Origin of the sequence: Streptomyces sp. QH1-20 (genome assembly GCF_041283565.1) — a bacterium.
GTDB classification, from domain to species: Bacteria; Actinomycetota; Actinomycetes; order Streptomycetales; family Streptomycetaceae; genus Streptomyces; species Streptomyces syringius.
This window is the reverse complement of sequence record NZ_CP166299.1, coordinates 7,814,071-7,835,486: the sequence shown is the minus strand read 5'-3', so window position 1 is coordinate 7,835,486 and position 21,416 is coordinate 7,814,071. Positions and strand designations below refer to the sequence as shown.

Here is a 21,416-nt window from a genome sequence, read left to right as displayed (position 1 = left end):
CGCATTCCACGAGAGCACCCTTTCCCACGGTGTTCACGATCTCCCTGTCACCTGGTGACTTCACCTGCGCCCGAACCTCTGTGATCGGGCATCACATGAAGTGTCCCACTGCATCGACAAAGTGCGTTTGAAGATCGGCTTGCTCTGGCGAATAGTTGCGGGTGGGCGATGTGGAAGATGCCCATCTCCGCCGGTCAGCAGCGTGTCCGTGCGATGGCGGCCGACTCGGCCAACCCCCTTCCGTTGCTTGAGAAGTACTGAGGAAGAGACATGTCAGCTGAATCCGATCCGCGCAGCATCCATGAGATCAGAGATTTCCTTCTTTCTCGGCTCGTGGACTTGCTGGGCGTGCCGCGGGGCGAGGTGGACCGATGGGCACCACTTCACCGGTACGGGCTGGACTCACTGAAGTCCACTGCGCTTGTCGCCACCTTGTCGGAATTTCTCGCAAGGCCGGTGCCGGTCACCGTGCTGTGGGACCACCCGACGCTGGAGGGGCTGTCCCTTGCCCTTGCCCGAGGCCCTCGCGACGACGCCGATTCCGCAGCGGACGGGGAGCGGCATCCGACGAGGGCGTACGGTCCGCAGGAGCCGGTGGCCCTCGTCGGGATCGGGTGCAGGCTTCCCGGAGCGGCGGACCCGTCGTCGTACTGGCAACTGCTCGTGGACGGGCGGGACGCCGTGGGCACGGTGCGCCCTCGGCGCCGGGAGCGTCTGGGACCCGACGGTGAGGCGACCGCGTTCCGCTGGGGCGGGTACCTCGACGACATCGACATGTTCGATCCGCTTTTCTTCGGGATCTCACCGCGTGAGGCCGTCTCCATGGATCCCCAGCAGCGTCTGGTGCTGGAGTTGGCGTGGGAGGCGCTGGAGGATGCCGGTGTTCCACCGGGCGGCCTCGTCGGGAGCGACACCGGCGTCTTCATGGGCTCCAGTTGGAGTGATTACGCCGCGATGGCGCACCAGAGCGGTTCGCGGCAGGACATCGGGCCCCACACGGCAACGGGGATGCACAACAGCATCATCGCCAACCGTGTCTCCTACGTCCTCGGGCTGCAGGGGCCCAGCATGGCCGTCGACACAGCCTGTTCGGCCTCCCTCGTCGCGGTGCACCTCGCCTGTCAGGCGATCCGGACCGGAGAGAGCGAGCTGGCCCTCGCCGGCGGGGTGAACCTGAGCTTCTTCACCGACCATTTTGTGGCCATGAACCAGACCGGGGCACTGTCGTCCGACGGCCGTATCAAGGCGTTCGACGCGCGCGCCGACGGTGCTGTGCGCTCCGAGGGGGCGGCCGTGGTCGTCCTCGCGCCGCTGCGGGTGGCGCTGGAGCGCGGGCTGCCCGTGTACTGCCTCATCCGCGGCAGCGCGGTCAACAACGACGGGCTGAGCAACGGGCTCACCGCCCCCAACCCCCGCGCCCAGGAAGCCCTGCTGCGCGCGGCCTACCGGCGGGCCGGCGTCTCACCGTCTCTGGTGGACTACGTGGAGTGCCACGGCACCGGCACCCCCTTGGGGGACCCGATCGAGGCCAAGGCCCTCGGGACCGTGCTGGGCCGTGGCCGCGCGCCCGAGGACGCCCTGCGGATCGGGTCGGTGAAGACGAACATCGGGCACCTCGAACCCGCGGCGGGTGTCGCCGGTCTCGTCAAGGTGGCCCTCGCCCTGCGCAACGGCGTTCTCCCGGCCAGTCTGCACTACAGCAGTCCCAACCCGCAGATCTCCTTCTCCGAGGCCCGTCTGCGGGTCCAGGACCGGACCACAGCATGGCCACGACGGTCGGACGCGCGCCGGGCGGGTGTCAGTGCCTTCGGCTTCGGCGGCACCAACTGCCACGTCGTCGCGGAGGAGTTCCCCCACCCGGAGAGCTCGCTCCTGCTGCTGAGCGAGGACTCCCGGCAGGCGCTCTCCGACCGGGTCGCCGAACTCCGCGCCGAGCTGGCGGACGATGTCACGACGGATCTGCCGGCCATGTGCCGGCAGGCACTCGACACGCGCGGTACGGGCCCGTTCCGGCTCGCGGCGGCTGCCCGCAGCCGGGCCGAACTCCGTGCACAGCTCGACGCGTTCGCCGCCGGCCGCGCCCACCCGGGGCTGGCCGTGGGTGAGAGCGGTGCGAGGAAGCCGCGGGTGGCTTTCCTGTGCTCCGGCACCGGCGGCCAGTGGCTGGGGATGGGCAGACGACTGCTCGCGGGGATGCCCGCGTTCCGCCGGTCCCTGATGCGTGCGGACGAACGCATCAGGGAGCTGGCGGGCTTCTCCGTGGTCGACCAGTTGCTCGCGGACGGGGAACACTCCCGGCTCGATGACATGGAGGTCGTCCAACCACTCCTGTTCGCCCTCCAGATCGCCCTCGCGGACGCCTGGCGCTCGCTGGGCGTGGAACCCGATCTGGTGCTCGGCCAGAGCATCGGCGAGTTCGCCGCGGCCCACATCGCCGGGGCCCTCGACTTCGAGGACGCGACCCTGCTGGCCGTGCACCACGCGCGGCTCGTGCAGCGGCATGCCGTGGGCCTCGGAGACACGATGGTGGTCATGGCCGGGGCGGACCGTCTCGCCCCGTATCTCGCGGCCGCCGAAGGCCTCACGCTGGCGGGGCACAACAGCCCCACGTCCGTGCTGGTCTCGGGCGGGACCACGGCGCTCCAGGCGTTGGCCGAGCGGCTCGCGGCGGACGGCGTGAGCTGTCACCGGGTACGGATGGGGTACGCGTCGCACTCGCCCCTGGTGGACCCCGTACTGGCCCCGTTGCGCGCCGCGCTCGAAGGGATCGAGCCGGTCGAGCCGCGCATTCCCGTGGTCTCCACCGTCACCGGGAAGCAGGTCGCCGGCGGCGACCTCCTCGGCCCGGACTACTGGGTGGAGAACGTCCGAGGGCGGAGCGAACTCACCGGTGCTGTGGAGGCGATGGCGGAGCACGGCGTCGACGCCGTCATCGAACTGGGCCCCCACCCGGTGCTGCTGAAGCCGGTGCGCGAGACCCTCGCGGGGCATCCGGTCAGCTGCCTCCCCTCGCTCCAGCGCGGCACGGACGACGGCTGGAGCCTGCTCTGCGCACTGGGCGAGCTGCACGCCGCCGGGCTTCCCGTCACCGCCGACGCCTTCGTCTGCGGGGTACGGGGCCGCCATCTCCCGCCGAGCCGGCGGGGGGCGTTCACCCACGCCGAGCGCACGCCCGAGCCGGCGGGGCGGGTGCACCTCGTGCCGGTGACCGCCCGCTCGGCGGAAGCCCTGCTCGACACCTGCCGCGAACTGTCCAATCACGTCGAGCGCGAGCCCGGCCTCGGGGTTCCCGATCTCGCTTACACCCTCGCGGACCGGCGCACCCACCACCCGCACCGCGTGGCGATCCTGGCACGTGACCGCCAGGACCTCCTCGACGGGCTCGCGCGGGTCAGCGCCGGCGAGCCGCACACCGACATCGTGCGGGGCACGGCCGAGGGCAGCGGCGGGGGGCGGGTCGCGTTCGTCTTCTCCGGAAGCGGGACGCAGTGGCCGCGCATGGGCCGCGAACTGCTCACGTGGCACCCCGGCTTCCGGGAGCGGATGGAAGCCTGCGACACCGCTGTGCGCGCCGTGGCCGGCTGGTCGGTGATCGACGAGCTGGTGGCGCCACCGGAGACGTCGCGCCTGGACGCGGTGGACATACAGCAGCCCGTGCTGTTCGCCCTCCATGTCGCGCTGGCGCGGCTGTGGACCGATCTCGGCGTGCAGCCCGCGGCGCTCCTCGGGCACAGCGTCGGCGAGGTGGCCGCGGCCTGCGTGGGCGGCGCGTTGTCGCTGGAGGACGGGGCCCGGATCGCCGTCGCCCGCGCGCACCTCATCCAGCACGGGTCCGGCCCGGGCGCCATGATCGCCGTAGAGCTGTCGGACGACGTCCTCCCCTACCTCGCCTGCTACGAGGGACGCGCTTCCGTCGCGGCGTACAACAGTCCCACCAGCGTGGCCGTCTCCGGCGCGCCCGACGCGGTCCGCGCCCTGGAAGAGGATCTGCGGCGCGCGGGGATACCGACGCGTGCCATCCGTGTGGAGCGGGCGGGGCACAGCGTGCTGATGGACCCGATCCTGCCGACGCTGCGCGAGGCGCTCGAGGACGTCACGCCCCGGCCTTTCGAGGTGCCGTTCCACTCGACGGCGCTCGACGGTGTGGTGGACCCCCGTGTCGACGCGGACTACTGGGCGCACAACCTCCGCAATCCCGTGCGGTTCGCCCCGGCGGTCGCGGCGCTCGTCGAGGGCGGCGTCGACACCTTCATCGAGATCGGCCCACACGGAACTCTACGAGGCGCCGTTGAGGAGACGGCACTGGCCCACGGAGCCCACGTGCATGTGGTCGCATCCCTGCGGCGGGGCGAGAGCGACATCCGCAGCCTGCTCGGCTCCGCGGCCTCCCTGTTCGCGCACGGCGTGCCCCTGTCGCCGGCGACGCTGTTCCCGGACGGCGCGCAGGTGGTCGAGACACCGCTCGTCCGCTGGCAGAAGGACAGCTACTGGCTGGGGACAGGGACGGCACCGCACGGCCGGGGCGAGGCCGGCACCACCACCGAGGCGCCGCGGCCGCCCGGGCCCGGGCCTGCCCCGGCGGACCCGGACGTGAGCCGGGCGCCGCGGGACGTGATCCTCGGCGAGATCGCCGAGGTGCTCGGGGTGCCGCCCAGGATGTTCGGCCCCCAGACCCGGTTGCGGGACTTCGGACTGGACTCCATGCTGGCCATCCGTCTGAGCAACAGGATGCAGACGCTCTTCGGGCACCGGGTGTCGCCGGTGGAGTTCCTCGACGGCCGCACCGTAGGGGACCTGCTCGATCATCTTCTCGAGCTCGTCGACCGGCGGGAGGGGACAGCCGCGGGCGACGGTACGGCGGAGCCGGCGAAGACGTACGACCGGACATCCGTCGTCGCACAGTTGACGGACGAGGACGCGGAAGAACTGCTGGACGAACTCGTCGCGAGGCAGCTGCTGGACGCTCCGGCCGACGCGGTGCCGGCGCGTGAGAGCCTGCGGTCCGCGCTGGAGCAGCGGTCCTTCGAGCTGGCGCCCACCGGGCACGGGCAGGGCTCGATCTGGTTGATGCAGCAGCTGTCGCCCGACGGCGTGGCCTACAACCTCATGTGCGCCGCGCGCATCCCCGCCGTGGTGGACGAGCGGGCCCTGGAGCGGGCCGTACGAGCGGTGGTGGAGCGGCACCCCGCACTGCGGACCCTCTTCGTCGAGACGGGCGGACGGCCCTACCAGCTGATCCTGGCGGAGCCGGTGTACGAGTTCCTGACGGTCGACGGCTCGGGGCTCGACGACGAGGCGGTGCGCGACCTGCTCGTGGAGCACGGACACCGACCGCTCGACCTCGACCGGGGCCCCATCCTCCGGGCGGTGCTGGTGTCCCGCGGGCCCGAGGACAACCACCTGCTGCTGGTCATCCATCATGTCGCCGCCGATGCCGCCTCCGTGGACATCGTGGTAGGCGATCTGCGGGAGTACTACGAGCGGGCGTTGCACGGGGACCTGGCACCCCAGGAGCCGGTGGCTCCTTACACGGAATTCGTCGATTGGGAATGTGCGTGGCTCCAGGGCGCGGAGGCCGAAGAGGCGCTGCACTGGTGGTCGGAGCGCCTGGCCGCGCCTCCGGCCCACCTCGACCTGCCGCAGCGGTCGGCCGGGGCCGTGGCACCGGCCGGGCAGCGGCCTCCCGGGGTCGGATACGAGGGGGAGGACCTGACGTTCCGGTGGGGCGCCGAGGAGGCGCGCCGGCTGAAGGCCTTCGCGGTGCGGGAGGGCGTTTCGGTCAGCACCCTCGTGCTGACGGGCTTCTTCGCGACGCTGAACCGGGTGGTCGGCACCGAGGACACCGTGGTCGCCACGGCCATCGCGCAGCGTGGTGAGGCGGGCCGGGAATCCGCGGTGGGGTACTACCTCAACACGGTGCTGGTACGTGCCCGGCCGAGTGGCGCCGGCAGTTTCCGTCAACTGCTCGGTGAGGTCCACACGTTCTCGCTCGGCCTGCTGAGGCACATGGACTACCCCCTGGACCTGCTGGTGTCGGAGCTCAATCCGCCCCGGGCCGACGGACGTCCCCCCTGGTTCGACTTCGCCGTCAACTGGCTCTCCGGCGACGCGTTCACCTACGCCAACACGCTCTTCCACGGCGTCGGTGAGCCCGAGAAGCCCTCCGGGGCGCTGCCGCTCGTCCCGCTTCCCCTACGGCGGGACATCGCGAAATTCGACCTGGAGATCACGATGGCTGATGTCTCCGACGAGGTGGTCGGCCAGGTCCAGTACAAACCGAACTTTATGGAAAGAGAGACCGTGACCATGCTGCTGGAGCGCTTCCGCTCCGTGCTCTTCCAGGCGATCGACCAGCCGGACCTGGCACTTGAGCACCTTCCCGTGGACGACCGGCCGGAGGAGACGGACCTGTGACACCTACTGCTGACACCCTTCACGGCAGGTTCTTGGAACACGCCGCGAAGACCCCGGACGCACCGGCGGTCTTCTCCGACGCGGGGGTGCTGACCTACGGAGAACTCGACCGGCAGTCGGCGCTCCTGGCCGAACGGCTGGTCGCCGAGGGCGCGCGCCCCGGGGTCGCCGTCGGCATCTGCGTCGAGCGCACCCCGAGCCTGCTCGTCGGCATCCTGGGGATCCTGCGCTCGGGCGCCTGCTACCTGCCGCTCGACCCCAAGTACCCGGACGACCGGCTGCGCTTCATGGTGGAGGACAGCGGGACCCGTCTGTTGCTGACCTCGGCCGCGTCGCGGGACCGTTGCCCGCAGGGGCCCACGGTGCTCGTGCTCGGTGACGCCGCCGGGACCGCAGGCGGTCCGGGCGGTATGGACCGGCCCGTCGCCACCGTTCCGGGCGACTCCGCCTATCTGATCTACACGTCCGGTTCGACGGGCCGGCCCAAGGGAGTGCCGATCCGGCACAGCAGTTGCGCGGCGATGTTGTCCGAGGCAGACCGGATCTTCGCGGAGTGCGACCTGAGCGGTGTCGCGGCCGTGAGCTCCGTCTGCTTCGACCTGGCGGTCATGGAGATCTTCGCCCCGCTCTCCCGGGGCGGCGGCGTGGTGCTGCTGGAGAGCGCGGTCCACCTCCCGGAGAGCCCGCATCTGAACCGGGTGACCCACCTCAACACCGTGCCGTCCGTCATGGCGAGCCTGCTCGACGCCGGCGGAGTGCCGCCCGGGCTGCGCTCGGTGGTCCTCGGCGGGGAGACGGTGCGCCGCCGGCTCGTGAACCGGGTGTACGACGGGACGGAGGTGGAGCGGGTCTTCAACGGGTACGGGCCCACCGAGGGAACCGTCTTCTGCACGTTCAAGCTCGTCACACGCGACGAGCCCGGCGAGCCGTCGATCGGCACGCCCTCCTCCACCGCCCGGCTCTACGTCCTGGACGAGAAGCTGCGTCCGCTGGCGGAAGGAGAGGCGGGCGAGCTGTACCTCGGCGGTGCGGGGCTGGCCCGGGGCTATCTCAATCGGCCGCGGCTGACCGCCGAACGCTTCGTACCGGATCCGCATCTCGTCGGCGAACGCATGTACCGCACCGGTGACATCGCCCGGTTCCTGCCCGGTGGCGAACTGGAGTTCGTAGGGCGCGCGGACCACCAGGTGAAGGTACGCGGGTACCGCATCGAGCTGGAGGAGGCCGAGGCGTGGCTGTCCGGCTGCCCCGAGGTACGGGAGGCGGCGGTCTCGGTGCGCACGGCCGACGGGCAGCCGGACGCGGGCTCGCTGGTGGCGTACGTCGTGCCGCACGACGGCCGGGGTGCGGAGTCCGCCGACCGCGGCCCGTGGCTGGATTCCGCCCTCCAGTCCCGTATCACGGACCGGCTGAACGCGGCACTGCCCGACTACATGGTCCCCGAGACGGTGGTGTTCCTCGCCGCGCTCCCCGTGTCGCCGAACGGCAAGCTCGACCGGGCGGCCCTGCCGGAACCTCCGACGCCCGACGCGCCGACGGCGGTGGAGGCGGCCGGCACCCCGACCGAGGCGGCCCTGGCCGAGCTCTGGGCCGAGATCCTCGACCGTGCGCCGCAGACCATCGGTGTGCGCGACGCGTTCTACGACCTCGGGGGCAACTCGCTGCTGCTGGTGCGGCTGGCCAAGCGGATGAGTCAGCGGTTCGGCAGACGAGTCGGGGTGTCGGATCTCTTCCGGTTCCGTGACATCGCGTCGCTCGGCAGGTGGCTGGACACCGAGGAGCAGGGTGCCACTCCCGACGCGATCACGGAAGCGAGGCGCCGTGCCACGGCCCGCCGTTCCGTCGTGCGCGGCCGGGGCAGGCCGTCCGGCGGCTGAGCCGTCCCCACCGTGAACATCCTGATCCATTGGAGATCTTGAGGCTGATGAACGAAACCCCTGAGCAGGAATACGACGACGGCGACGTCGCGATCATCGGTATCGCGTGCCGTTATCCCGGCGCGCGCGACAAGGAGCAGTTCTGGGAGAACCTCGTCGACGGACGGGAGTCCATCACCTTCCTCCGCAAGGAGGAGATCGAGGTGGATCAGGCGCTGGTCAACAACCCGGCATACGTACGGGCCTGCGCGCCGCTCGACGGCTACGACGAGTTCGACCCCTCGGTCTTCGGCATCCCGGACCACGTGGCGACGCTGATGACGCCAGAGCACCGCATCTTCCTGGAGAGCGTCTGGGACGTCCTGGAGGACGCCGGTTACGACCCGGACCGCGTCGGGGGCGAGGTGGGCGTCTACGCGGGAGCCAATCCCATGACTCCGGCGCAGTACAGCTCCCCACCCGACTGGGTCTCCGTCGGCCCCGACGTGATGGACCGCAGCAACGCCTGGTTCACGGACACGATGACCTCGAACGCCCTTTACTACCTCGGGTTGACGGGCGAGGCAGTCACTCTGACGGCGGTGTGCACCGGGTTCCACTACGCGGTGCACCTCGCGTGCCAGTCGCTCCTGCTGGGCCAGACGGACATGGCCGTCGCGAGCGGGGTCATGGTCCGGCTGCCCCAGCGCCGCGGATATCTGTGGGAAGAGGGCCGCATCGCGTCCCGGGACGGCCACTGCCGTCCGTTCGACGCCAAGGGCACGGGGACGCGGCTCGCCAGCGGTGTGGCGACGCTCCTGCTCAAACCGCTGCGGCAGGCCGTCGCCGATCGCGATCACATCTACGCGACGGTGAAGGGGTCGGCCATCAACAACAACGGCGCCAGCGCGGTGTCGTACGGCTTCGCCCAACCCGAGCGGCTCAGCGCCTGCATCGCCAACGCCATGCACGTCGGCGGCGTGACCCCGGACAGCGTGTCCCTGTACGAGGCCAACACCTTCGGCCTGCCGATCACCGACGGGCTGGAGGTCCGTGCGGCGCAGATGGCCCTCGGCAAGGAGACCGGCACCACCTCCATCGGCTCGGTCAAGGGGAACATCGGCCACGCGGGAGTGGCCGCGGGCGGGTCCGGCACCGTCAAGGCAGCGCTGTCCCTCTACCACCGGAAGCTGGTCGCCACGATCAATCTGACGGAGGTGAACGAGGAGCTCGACTTCCCCCACTCCCCCTTCGTACCCCAGCTGGAAGGCGCGGACTGGGCGCCGAAGGCCGGCATCCGGCGCGCGGGCATCACCGCACTCGGTGGCGGTGGCTACAACGCGCACCTGGTGCTGGAGGAACCGCCGGCCCTGCCCGCCCGGGAGCCCGAGTCCAGGGCGGCGAGGCTCGTCACGCTCTCCGCGCTCGACGACCGGGGGCTGGCCGAGCGGCGCGCGGCCCTGCGGGAGTGGATCGTCCGGCATCCCGGGGCGCGGCTCGACGACATCTGCTTCAGCCTCAACCTCGGACGCCGGATCATGGACCGGCGCTGGGCGGCCGTGGTGAGCACCAAGGGTGAACTGCTCGAGGCCCTCTCGGCCGGCACCGGCGGCCGGGTGACTTCCAGCGGCTCGGCGCGACAGGTGGACCTTTCCGGTTTCCGGCGCACCGACGGCGGTCTCGTGCCGGCCACCGACGACGCGCGCCACGACGAGGAGACGCTCTTCAGGCTCGCCGAGGCCTGGGCGCGGGGCCAACGGGTGGACTTCGCCGTCCTGCACGAGGGGGAGCCGAGCCACCGCGTGCCCCTGCCGAGCTATCCGTTCGCGCGCCGGCGCTTCTGGCGCACCAGCTGGTGACCACCGGACATGTCGACCTCTCCCTCCGCCCGAACAGCCGGAGCATCGCGATGAATGCCACAACGGTCACCACCGACACGGTCGACCTCGCCGACCCCGCCACCTTCGCGGACCACGATCTCACCGAGTTCTGGCGCACCCTGAGGGACACCAGCCCCGTTCGATGGAATCCGCCGACGCGGCAGCGGCGAGGGTTCTGGGTGCTGTCGCGCCATGCGGACATCATGGCCGTCCACCGCGACGACGAGAACTTCACCTCGGAGCGGGGCAATGTCCTCGTGACCCTGTTGGAGGGCGGCGACGCGGGAGCGGGAAAGATGCTCGCGGTCACCGACGGTCCGCGGCACGAGCAGTTGCGCAAGATCCTGCTGCGGGCCCTGGGGCCACGGGTGCTCAAACCCGTGGCGGCCGCGGTGCGGGCCAACACCCGTCAATTGGTCCGGGAAGCGGTGGCACGCGGCGACTGCGATTTCGCCCTGGAGATCGCCAGCCGCATCCCGATGACCACCATCTCCAATCTGCTGGGCGTACCCGAGAGCGATCGCGACTTCCTCCTCACCCAGACGAAGACCGCCCTGAGCGCCGATGACGACGCCATCGACGAGGAGGAGTCGGCGATGGCGCGCAACGAGATCCTGCTCTACTTCCAAGATCTGGTGGAGGAGCGGCGCACAGCGCCGGGCGAGGATCTGATCAGCACGCTGGCGCAGAGCACGGTTGACGGGGCGCCGCTGAGCGACGAGGACGTCGTCCTCAACTGCTACAGCCTGATCATCGGCGGTGACGAGACCAGCCGACTGACCATGATCGACAGCGTGTACTCGCTCGCCGCGCATCCCGAGCAGTGGCGACGGCTCAAGGACGGGGACTGCGCGATCGACACCGCCGTCGACGAGGTGCTGCGGTGGGCGTCCCCGTCGATGCACTTCGGCCGGACCGCGGTGCGTGACACGGAGATCGAGGGTGTCCGCATCAGGAAGAACGAGATCGTGACCCTGTGGCACTCCTCCGCCAACCGGGACGAGCGCGTGTTCGACCAGCCTGACGTGTTCGACCTGGGGCGTACGCCCAACAGACAGATCGCGTTCGGCTACGGCCCCCACTTCTGTGTCGGCTCCTATCTCGCCAGGATCGAGATATCCGAACTGCTCATGGCTCTGCGGGACTTCACCGTGGACTTCGAGCGGACCGGCGAGGCGCCGCGGGTGCGCTCCAACCTTCTGAACGGCTTCCACAGCCTGCCGGTGCGGTTCCACCCGGACCGCGCGGGACTGGCACGCGACGACAACCTGAGCGGGGCGAAGTGATGACAGGAAATCCATTCGACGCGGGTGCCGGCGACTCGCAGGCGGGTGACAGCGACTGGCAGGTGGTCGTCAACGGCCAGGGCGCATACGCCCTTTGGCGGCCGTACCTGGACCTCCCCGACGGCTGGAGCGTCGTCGTTCCCGGTGCCGGCCGGGAGGCCGCGCTGGACCACATCGAGCGGAACTGGACCGAACTGGGGCCGGTCGAGCGGGCCGGGGCCGAGCGATAGTGCCGTTCACATCCGTCGACAAGACCATCTCGAGGTGCCTCGCGGGCAAGGACGCCCGAGTCGAGGAGAGTTCCGTGGAGACGAGGAGACGAGCATGAGCCAGCTGTCCGATGCCGTGCTGAACGGCGCGTCGGCCGAGGAGATCGAGAACGCTCCGCTGCCCGACGACTACCTGGCTCTGCATCTGCGGGCCGAGGACGTCGACATGTTCGACGGGGTGGCCGACAAGGACGTCCGCAAATCGCTCCGCCTCGGCACCGTGCCCCTGCCGGAACTCGCGCCGGACGAGGTCCTGGTCGCGGTGATGGCCAGTTCCATCAACTACAACACCGTGTGGTCGGCCATGTTCGAGCCGCTGCCGACCTTCCGCTTCCTGAAGCAGAACGCCCGGCAAGGAGGCTGGGCCACGCGCCACGACCAGCCGTACCACGTCGTCGGGTCGGACTGCTCCGGTGTCGTCGTGCGCACGGGTTCCGGGGTGCGACGCTGGAAGGTGGGCGACCACGTCGTGGTCCACCCCGTCCAGGCGGACGACCAGGAGCCCGCCTCGCAGGCGGACGCGGTGCTGGGCGAGGAGCAGCGGGCCTGGGGGTTCGAGACGAACTTCGGGGCGCTCGCCGAGTACGGCGTCGTACGGGCGAGCCAGCTGGTCCCCAAGCCGGCGCATCTGACGTGGGAAGAGGCCGCGAGCAACCCGCTGTGCGCCGGAACGGCCTACCGCATGCTCGTCAGCGACCGGGGCGCCCGGATGAAGCAGGGTGACATCGTCCTGATCTGGGGTGCGGCGGGCGGACTGGGCGCGTACGCGATCCAGTTCGTGAAGAACGGCGGCGGCGTTCCGGTGGCGGTCGTCAGCTCCGAGCGCAAGGCGGAAGCGGTGCGCGCACTCGGCTGCGACATCGTGATCAATCGCGCCGAGCTGGGCATCACCAATGACCTGAGCGACGACCCACAGCAGGTGATCGAGGCGGGCAAGCGGCTCGGCAAGCTCATCATCGAACGGGCCGGCCGCGAGCCGGACATCGTGTTCGAGCACACCGGCCGCGCCACCTTCGGCATCTCCGTGTTCGTGGCGCGACGCGGCGGCACCGTGGTGACCTGCGGTTCGAGCTCCGGGTATCAGCACTCCTTCGACAACCGCTACCTGTGGATGCGGCTCAAGAAGATCATCGGCAGTCACGCCGCCAACCTCCAGGAACAGTGGGAGACCCATCGGCTGTTCGAGCGCGGGGACGTCGTGCCGGCCATGTCGGCCGTCTATCCCCTGGCCGACGCGGCGGAAGCGTGCCGCGTCGTGCAGACCAGCCGGCAGGTCGGCAAGATCGCGGTGCTGTGCATGGCGCCGCGCACCGGGCTCGGAGTGACCGACCCCGAGCTGCGCGCGCGCATCGGGGAGGACCGGCTCAACCCGTTGCGGGGACTCACCCCTCGTACCAGCGGGACCTGAGGGCCCGGAGCCCGCGGGGCGTGGTGGGAGGTTCGTCCCCCCGGCGCGCCCCGGGGGGGACGGCTCGCGCCGCGCCGGGCGGGTCGGGCCCACACGCCCGACCTACGGCAACCCGCCCCCCTGGGGGCACCGACTCATTACCCTTGACCAGTGGTGACAGGCGAACAGGAAGCAGACGAGAAAACGTCACGGTACGGGCTCCCGAGCCATCGGGTGCTCCTGCACGCGAACCCGGCACGGCCCGACGAACGGCCGGCCGAATTCGCTCGCGTCCAGGAGCGGATGCGGGGGCTGCTGGGGTCCGTCCTCGCCATCAGCGGCGAGCTGGAGCTGCCTGTCGTCCTGCGTCGCATCGTGACCACCGCCATGGATCTGGTGGGTGCCCGCTACGGCGCGCTGGGGGTGCTCGACGAGGAGGGGACGGAGCTCGCCGAGTTCATCCCCGTGGGCCTGGACGAGGAGGAGAACGAACGGCTGGCCGGGGTGGCGCTCCCGCACGGGCTGGGGCTGCTGGGTCTGCTCATCAACGATCCGCGCCCCCTGCGGGTCGACACCATCACCACCCACCCGATGTCCGCGGGCTTCCCCCCGGGCCATCCCCCGATGACCACCCTGCTCGGGGTCGCCATCGGCGTGCGCGGCCGGGTCTACGGCAACCTGTATCTGACCGACCGCCGGGACGGCAAGCCGTTCGACGCCGACGACGAGGCCGTCGTGATCGCGCTCGCCGGCGCGGCGGGCGTGGCCATCGAGAACGCCCGGCTCTACGGCCAGGTGCGTACGGCGGCCGAGCAGTTCCAGCGGCTGCTGCTGCCGAGCCTGCCCGAGCTCGCGCCCTTCACGTCCTGGTCCCTGTACCGGCCCGCGGCGGAACCGGCCCTGATCGGGGGCGACTGGTACGACGCCTTCCTGCTGCCCGACGGGGCCCGGGCGATGATCGTGGGCGATGTCGTCGGCCACGACGTACGGGCGGCCGCCGCCATGGCGCAGGTCCGCAATATGCTGCGCGCCCTCGCCTACGACTCGGGCGTGCTGCCCAGCGAGCTGCTGGGCAGGCTCGACCGCACCCTCCAGGCCGTCGCCGAACCCACCATGGCGACCGTGTGCCTGGTCCGGCTCGAACCCCACGACGACGGGTGGGCGATCGTGTGGAGCAGCGCCGGTCATCCGCCGCCGCTGGTGGTCACGGCGGACGGCGACGCGCACTACCTCCAGGGGCGGCCGGACGTACCGATCGGGGTCGACACCACGTTCGCCCGCCACGACCACCGGCATGTGCTGCGCCCGGGGGCCACGGTGCTGATGTTCACCGACGGTCTGGTCGAACACCCGGGCCGTGATCCGGAGGAGGGCCTGCGGGCGGTCGCGGAGGTGGCGGCGGCACACGCCCGGCTGCCCCTGGAGTCGCTGGGCGAGGCCGTGGTCGCGGCGCGGCCGAGCGACGGGCACGACGACATGGCCATTCTCGCCCTGCGCGCGCCCGCCGCTGACTGAGCCGGGTCGGCCCGGGGCCGGGTGTCAGCCGTGCAGTTGCGGCACCGGGCGGGCGGCGTGTGGTCCGTCGCCGCCGCCTCGCCGGAGCAGGGCGGGCAGTCGCCGCATCACGCGGGTGGCCACCGTGGCGTAGCCGATGCCGACGGCGAGGGAGAGCACCAGGGCCGACAGCGGGGACCGGTCCGCGAGGAGCGGGTAGACCTGCCAGTGGGTCAGGTAGATGTACAGCGAGCTGCTCGCCAGCACTCCGGCGACGCGGTTGAGGGGGCCCAGGCTCGGCAGGGTCGGGATCCACACCAGCAGCGTCAGCCCGGCCATGACGACGATCTCCCGCTGCTGCTGGTCGGGGAAGAGCCCGGGCACGGTGGCCAGGACGGCCGCGGTCACCAGCAGCCGCTGCCCCACCGTGCTCGCCTTGGCCGCGGCCCAGCCCAGGGCGAACAGCCAGAAGACGACGACCGCCGCCAGGTGCCGGACGCGCAGGTCGAAGCCGAGGAGGTTGTAGCGGGTGACCAGCGCGAGGGCCGCGAGGACGGCGGGGAAGGTGAACGGCCACCGCCTCTCCGCCCGGTCGAGCGCCGGCACGGCCAGACAGAGGACCGTGGCGATCAGGAAGTAGACGAGTGCCTCGACGAACCAGTAGTGCCATTCCTGCCTGCCCTCGTGCGACCCGAGGACGCTGTTGAGGAGGAAGAGGTTCTCCGGGTCGTAGCCGGGGGTCAGGAGTACCGCCAGGGCGATCCAGGCGACGCTGGGCGCGACGATGCGGCCGATGCTGTGCCAGGTGTGCCGGAGGCGCTCACGGCGCGCGGCGGCGGTGAGGTGGAAGCGGGCGAAGTTGAATCCCGCGACGCCCAGCAGGACGTGCGCGCCGCCCTGGACCATGAACAGGGGTATGTGCGAACCGACGATGAGGACGATCGCGACGGCGCGCAGCGCGACGCCGGTTTCCAGGGTGCGGCGGCGGGTGGCCCTGCGCCGCAGGGGGCGGCAGAGTTCACGGATCGTCAGCTCGTGCCAGTCGGCCGGGAGGTGTCCGAGCAGGCGTTCGAGCCTGAGGGACATCTCGACGTAGCACAGGGAGTCGCCTCCCAGTCCGACGAACGTGCTGTCCTCGGTCACCTCGGCGCGGTCGAGGATCTCGGCGTAGAGCCGGCACAGGGCCGCCGGGTCGGTCCGCTCCGCGTCCGTCGGCGGCTGCGCCGGCGGGGAGGCCGTCGTCGCGGCGGGGAGGTCCTCGGGGCGGCGGGTGCGTTCCCGTACGGTCCGGTAGTCGGGCTTGCCCGAGGCGAGCCGGGGCAGTTCGGCGAGGACGCAGACGCGTACGGCCCGTACCGGCAGCCCGCACGCACCCGCGGCCAGCCGCCGGACCTGCCCGGTGTCCACGTCGTCGGCGACGGCGACGACCAGTTCCTCGTCGTCGCCCGTGCAGTACGCGGTGACACCGTGCCGTTCGAGCATCGCCTCGACCCGCTGCGGGTCGACGCGCAGGCCGAGGATCTTCACGAATCGGCTGCTGCGGCCGACCACCTCGTACAGCCCGTCGTCCGTGCGCCGGGCGAGGTCTCCGGTGCGCAGTTCCCGGACGCTCCGGCCCAGACGGAGGTCGGCCGGGCTCTCGGCGTAGCCCAGCATGACGTTGGGCCCCGAGTACACCAGCTCGCCGACGCCTTCACCGGGCAGGTCGGCGTGATCGGAGGTCTGGCCGGATGACTGGTCGGCCGCCTGGTCGGAGAGGGGCCGGAGCCGGAAGGAGCCGCCCGGGACCGGGACGCCGATCGCCTGGGGGTGTGCCGCCGCGAGTTCGGGTGGCAGATAGGCCATGCGGGCCGTCGCCTCGGTCTGTCCGTACATGACGAACAGGTCCCAGCCGGCCCGGCGGCCGAGGGCCGCGTAGTGGGTGACGCGCTCGGGCGCCAGCCGGCCCCCGGCCTGGGTGATGTACCGCAGGTGCGGCAGGCGCATGGCGGCGAAGCCGACCCGGTCGAGGAGGTCGAAGGTGTAGGGGACGCCCGCGAACGTCGAGCCCCGGTGGGCGCGGAAGAGGTCCCAGAAGCGGGGGTCGGCCACGGAGAGGTCGGTGAGGATCAGTCCCGCGCCGCGCAGCAGGTGGCTGTTGAGGACGGAGAGGCCGTAGCAGTAGTGCATGGGCAGGGTGGTGGCGGCGCGATCACCGGCGCGGATGTCGAGATACGCGGCGATGGACTCCGCGTTCGCCCGGAGGTTCTCGTGGGAGAGGCGGACGAGCTTCGGCGAGCCCGTCGAGCCGGAGGTGCTCAGCAGCAGGGCGAGGTCGGGGTGGAGCACGTGTGCCGAGCCCGCCCGTCGCTCGTGGATCGCCTGCTCACCGTCGGCCGGGCGGACCACGACGTCGGGGTCGTACGCGGCGACCAGTGACCGGACGGTTTCGGCGCTGTCGCCCGGGACCAGCAGCACCGGGTGCCCCGCGGTCAGTGCCGCTAGGTAGAAGACGAGGGCTTCGGCGGTATTGGCGCCCGTGAGCAGGACCAGCCGCCGGTCCCGGCCGAGGCGGCGGGCGGTGGCCGCCACCCGGGCCGCGAGTTCGCGGTAGGAAACCTCGCCGTCGGGGGTGATGAGGGCGGTTCGGTCACCGTGCGTGGCGAGATCGTGCGCGAAGGGGACTGTGCTGACGCCGGGAAGCTGGCCGAAAGGGAGTGTCACGAGGCGCATCGTAGGTAAGGCTTGCCTCCCTCGAAAAGCGCGGGAGACAAATGTGTTCCGAACGTTGCACCCCCTCAAGATCATCCGGCTGACCAGCGGTGATGATCCAAATTGAGGGACACTTCGCGGCCGGGTGTCATTCCAAGTCGTAATGAACGGACCCCTTGACCTTTAGGTTAGCTTTACCTTATCTATAAGCAGTTCGGGTTCCCGTGTGAACCATTTTCGGCCGCTCGCCCGCCTACTTGATGTCACATACAGCTACCAAGGCGAGCTCCTGCAGGAAGGCATCACCATGCGTCGGCCCTTGGTCCGTCGTCTCACCGCGCTCGCCGCGGCAGCCATACTCCTCCCCGCCGCCGCGGCCTGCGGCAGCGGTGACAGCACGGGTGAGAGCGGCGACAAGGGCGACACGTCGCCCCTCGTGATCTACTCCGGCCGTCAGCAGGCGCTCGTCAAGCCGCTGCTGGCGAAGCTGGAGAAGGCGGTCGGCACCAAGGTGCAGGTCCGCTACGGGGACAGCGCCGAACTCTCGGCGCAGCTCCTGGAGGAGGGCGACCGGACGAAGGCCGCGCTGTTCTTCTCCCAGGACGCGGGGGCCCTCGGCGCCCTGTCCAAGGAGAAGCGGCTGGCGAAGCTCCCCCAGGCGACGCTGGACAAGGTCGCCCCGGCGTACCGCTCGGCGAACGGCGACTGGACCGGTGTCTCCGGACGCGCCCGTGTCCTCGCCTACCACCCGGACAAGGCACCCGAGGTCCCGGGCAGCGTCCGCGATCTGGTCAAGCCCGAGTGGAAGGGCAAGGTCGGCTACGCGCCGACGAACGCCTCCTTCCAGGCCTTCGTGACCGGTATGCGGGTCCTCGACGGCGACGACGCCACCCGCACCTGGCTCAAGGGCCTCAAGGCCAACGGCGCCAAGGCCTACGCCCACAACATCGCCGTCCTGGACGCGGTCGACTCCGGTGAGGTCTCCCTCGGCCTGATCAACCACTACTACTGGTACGAGCGGGTCGCGGAGAAGGGCGCGGACAAGGTCAAGGCCAAGCTGCACTTCCCCCGCGGCGGTGACCCCGGCGCCCTGGTCAACGTCGCCGGCGTCGGTGTCCTCAAGGGAAGCGGGCAGAGCGAGCAGGCCCGCAAGGCCGTCGAGTTCCTGCTGTCCAAGGAGGCGCAGAGCTACTTCGCCGAGGACACGAAGGAGTACCCGCTGGCCGCCGGGGTCACCAGCTCCGTCAAGGACCTGCCGTCGCTGGACTCCCTCGACTCCCCCAAGATCGACCTCGCCAGGCTCGACTCCCTCCGGGACACCCTGGCCATGCTCCAGGACGTCGGACTGGTCTGAGCCGGTATGCGCTCCACCGACACCTCATCAGCCGTCACACCGTCGGCGGACACGTCCGCCGCCACCCCGTCGGCGGCCGGCGGACGGCGGCGCGGCGGGCCCCGGCCGCCCTGGATGCTCGTCGTCCCGGCGGCCGTGGCCGCGGTGTTCGCCGTGCTGCCGCTCGGCTACCTCGCCGTCCGGTCACTGGAACGGGGGCCCGGCTACGCCTGGGACATCGTCGCCGACGAGCGCACGTTCTCGCTGCTCGGCCGCAGCCTGGGACTGGCCGCGGTCGTCGTGGCGGCCTGCCTGGTGCTGGGCATCTCCCTCGCCTGGCTGACCGTGCGCACCGCGCTGCCCGGCGCCCGGGCCTGGTCGGTGCTGGCCACCCTGCCGCTCGCCGTGCCCAGTTACGTGGCGGCCTTCGCCTGGCTGTCCGCCGCACCCGGGCTCGCGGGCTTCACCGGGTCCGCGCTGGCGCTGACCCTGGTGAGCTTCCCGTACGTCCATCTGCCGGTCGCCGCCGCCCTGCGCGGCATCGACCCCGCCCAGGAAGAGGCGTCCCGCTCGCTCGGACACGGGCCGGTCCGCACCTTCCTGCGCGTCACCCTGCCCCAGTTGCGCCCGGCGGCCGCCGGGGGCGCGCTGTTGGTGGCGCTGTACGTGCTCTCCGACTTCGGCGCCGTGTCGCTGATGCGCTACGACACCTTCACCCGGGCCATCCACACCTCCTACCGGGCCAGCTTCGACCGCACACCGGCCGCCGCGCTCAGCGTCGTCCTGGTGGTGATGACCGTGGCTCTGGTGGCCGCCGAGGTCCGCACCCGCGGCCGGGCCGGGCACGCCAGGACCGGTACCGGTACGGCGCGCCGGGCCGCCCCGGTGGCTCTGGGTCGGCTGCGCGTGCCGGTGCTGGCCTGGTGCGGCGCGGTGACGGCCGCCGCGGTCGTCTTCCCGCTGGGCACCTTGGGGTACTGGCTGGCCGTCGGGAACTCCGCGACCTGGGATCCCGCCGGGCTCCTCGACACCGCCGTCGCCACGCTGTCGGTCGCCGCCGCCGGCGCGGCGCTCACCACGGTCCTCGCACTGCCCGTCGGGGTGATCGCCGCACGGTACCGGGGGCGCGCCGCCCATCTGCTGGAACAGGCCGCCTACGCGGGGCACGCGCTGCCCGGCATCACGGTGGCTCTGGCCCTGGTGTTCTTCTCCGTGCGCTACGCCTACCCGCTCTACCAGCAACTCCCGCTGCTGGTCGGGGCCTACGCGGTGCTGTTCCTGCCGGTCGCCGTGGCCGCCACGCGGGCCGCCGTCCTGCAGTCCCCGCCGGTGCTGGAGGAGGTGGCCCGCTCGCTCGGCCGCTCGCCGACGCGGGTGCTGCGCGATGTCACGGTGCCGCTGGCGGCTCCCGGCGTGGCGGCCGGGGCCGCGCTGACCTTCGTGGTGTGCATGAAGGAACTGCCCGCGACGCTGCTGCTGCGCCCCACCGGCATGGACACCCTCGCGACCCGGCTGTGGACGGAGACGGGCACCGGGTCGTACGCCGCCGCCGCCCCGTACGCCGCCGCGCTGATCCTGCTGGCCGCCGTCCCCTCCTACCTCCTCGGGAAGCACCGCACATGACCGAATTGAAGATCGAGGGGCTGACGAAGGGCTACGGCCCCGACGCGGCCGTCCTCCGCGGGCTCGACCTGACCGTCCCCGGCGGCGAACTGGCCGCCGTGCTCGGCCCCTCCGGGTGCGGCAAGACCACCCTGCTGCGCGTCGTCGCCGGCTTCCTGCGCGCCGACGCGGGCACCGTCACGGTCGGCGGGCGCACCCTCGGCGGCCCCGGGACGCATCTGCCGCCGGAGCGCCGCCGCATCGGCATCGTCCCCCAGGAGGGAGCGCTCTTCCCGCACCTGAGCGTGGCCCGCAACGTGGCGTTCGGCCTGACCGGGCCCGCCCGGGCGGAGCGCCGTCGGCGGACGGAGGAGATGCTGGAGCTGGTCGGGCTCGCCGGGTACGGCGGCCGGATGCCCCATGAACTCTCCGGCGGCCAGCAGCAGCGGGTCGCCCTGGCCCGGGCGCTCGCGCCGCGGCCCGCGCTGGTGCTGCTCGACGAGCCGTTCAACGCCCTCGACAGCGCGTTGCGTTCCGGTGTGCGGGCCGATGTCCGCGCGGCCCTCCGGGCCACGGGCGCGACGGCCGTGCTGGTCACCCACGACCAGCAGGAGGCCCTTTCCGTCGCCGACCGGGTGGCGGTCGTGCGCGACGGGACGATCGCCCAGTGCGGCACCCCGCAGGAGGTGTACGGGCGCCCCGCCGACCCCTGGGTGGCCCGCTTCGTCGGTGATGCCGTCCTGCTTCCCGGCACGGCCGAGAACGGCGCGGCGTCCACCCCGCTGGGCCGGGTGCCACTCGCCGCGTCCGCCGACAGCGGCGCGGCCGGCGGTCCTCGCGAGGGCCGGGTGCTGCTGCGGCCCGAACAGTTGCGGCTCACCGACGTCCCGGCGGAGGCGGCCGGGGCAGGCGGGACGAACGAGAGCGCCGGGGCCGTCGGCGGCACGGTGACGTCCGTGTGCTTCTACGGGCACGACGCCATGGTCACCGTCGGCGTCGACGGGCTGGCGGACCCGGTGGAGATACGGGTCAGCGGTCCGGTCACGGTCCGTCCCGGCGAGCGGACCGGTGTCCGGATCACCGGCGAGGCGACGTTGCACCCGTGACCGGTATCCGACGGGCGACTGCCCCTCCCCCCCCCCCCCGAGGGCCCTGAGAGTCCAAGGGAGGGGGCAGGCGCGGGGCCGGGGTGAGAGGTGGGACA

General features: G+C 71.6%; 11 protein-coding genes. 10 read left to right on the top strand and 1 reads right to left on the bottom strand.

All coding sequences use genetic code 11. From position 1 onward, the window contains the following. Positions 1-270: 270 nt before the first annotated feature. The 7 genes from AB8O64_RS34385 (at position 271) to AB8O64_RS34355 (ending at position 14,607) form a co-directional block, all read left to right on the top strand. A complete protein-coding gene (locus AB8O64_RS34385; RefSeq protein WP_370423582.1) occupies positions 271-6,414 on the top strand; it encodes an acyltransferase domain-containing protein in 6,144 nt (2,047 codons plus the stop codon). Continuing rightward, complete coding sequence (locus AB8O64_RS34380; RefSeq protein WP_370423581.1) at positions 6,411-8,291, top strand: non-ribosomal peptide synthetase; 1,881 nt, start codon at positions 6,411-6,413, stop codon at positions 8,289-8,291. Before AB8O64_RS34385 ends, AB8O64_RS34380 begins: the two co-directional genes overlap by 4 nt. Before the next feature lie 47 nt (positions 8,292-8,338). After that, positions 8,339-10,129: a beta-ketoacyl synthase N-terminal-like domain-containing protein gene (locus tag AB8O64_RS34375; protein WP_370423580.1), complete on the top strand. Its 1,791-nt coding sequence runs from the start codon at positions 8,339-8,341 to the stop codon at positions 10,127-10,129. Positions 10,130-10,179: 50 nt separating this feature from the next. Continuing rightward, complete coding sequence (locus tag AB8O64_RS34370; RefSeq protein ID WP_370423579.1) at positions 10,180-11,436, top strand: cytochrome P450; 1,257 nt, start codon at positions 10,180-10,182, stop codon at positions 11,434-11,436. Next, positions 11,436-11,666: an MbtH family NRPS accessory protein gene (locus AB8O64_RS34365; protein WP_370423578.1), complete on the top strand. Its 231-nt coding sequence runs from the start codon at positions 11,436-11,438 to the stop codon at positions 11,664-11,666. The genes AB8O64_RS34370 and AB8O64_RS34365 overlap by 1 nt, the downstream gene beginning before the upstream one ends. A 94-nt stretch (positions 11,667-11,760) precedes the next feature. Next, positions 11,761-13,113: a crotonyl-CoA carboxylase/reductase gene (ccrA, locus tag AB8O64_RS34360; RefSeq protein WP_184738108.1), complete on the top strand. Its 1,353-nt coding sequence runs from the start codon at positions 11,761-11,763 to the stop codon at positions 13,111-13,113. A 150-nt stretch (positions 13,114-13,263) separates the two neighbouring features. Next, the gene (locus tag AB8O64_RS34355; RefSeq protein WP_370423577.1) at positions 13,264-14,607 is read left to right on the top strand and encodes a PP2C family protein-serine/threonine phosphatase; all 1,344 of its coding nucleotides are present in this window, start codon (positions 13,264-13,266) and stop codon (positions 14,605-14,607) included. A gap of 24 nt (positions 14,608-14,631) precedes the next feature. On the opposite strand, the gene AB8O64_RS34350 is transcribed toward AB8O64_RS34355, so the two are convergent. Continuing rightward, the gene (locus tag AB8O64_RS34350; RefSeq protein WP_370423576.1) at positions 14,632-17,289 is read right to left on the bottom strand and encodes an AMP-binding protein; all 2,658 of its coding nucleotides are present in this window, start codon (positions 17,287-17,289) and stop codon (positions 14,632-14,634) included. A gap of 295 nt (positions 17,290-17,584) precedes the next feature. Between AB8O64_RS34350 and AB8O64_RS34345 the strand changes: the two genes are divergently transcribed. Genes AB8O64_RS34345 through AB8O64_RS34335 form a run of 3 tightly spaced genes read left to right on the top strand, consistent with a single transcriptional unit; the run spans position 17,585 to position 21,318 of the window. Next, positions 17,585-18,631 carry an iron ABC transporter substrate-binding protein gene (locus AB8O64_RS34345; protein ID WP_370423575.1) on the top strand — a complete coding sequence of 349 codons (1,047 nt, stop codon included), beginning with the start codon at positions 17,585-17,587 and terminating at the stop codon, positions 18,629-18,631. A gap of 6 nt (positions 18,632-18,637) precedes the next feature. Further along, positions 18,638-20,233, top strand: coding sequence for an ABC transporter permease (locus AB8O64_RS34340; RefSeq protein ID WP_370423574.1), 1,596 nt, complete (start codon positions 18,638-18,640; stop codon positions 20,231-20,233). Next, positions 20,230-21,318, top strand: coding sequence for an ABC transporter ATP-binding protein (locus AB8O64_RS34335; RefSeq protein WP_370423573.1), 1,089 nt, complete (start codon positions 20,230-20,232; stop codon positions 21,316-21,318). The genes AB8O64_RS34340 and AB8O64_RS34335 overlap by 4 nt, the downstream gene beginning before the upstream one ends. Positions 21,319-21,416: the final 98 nt, after the last annotated feature.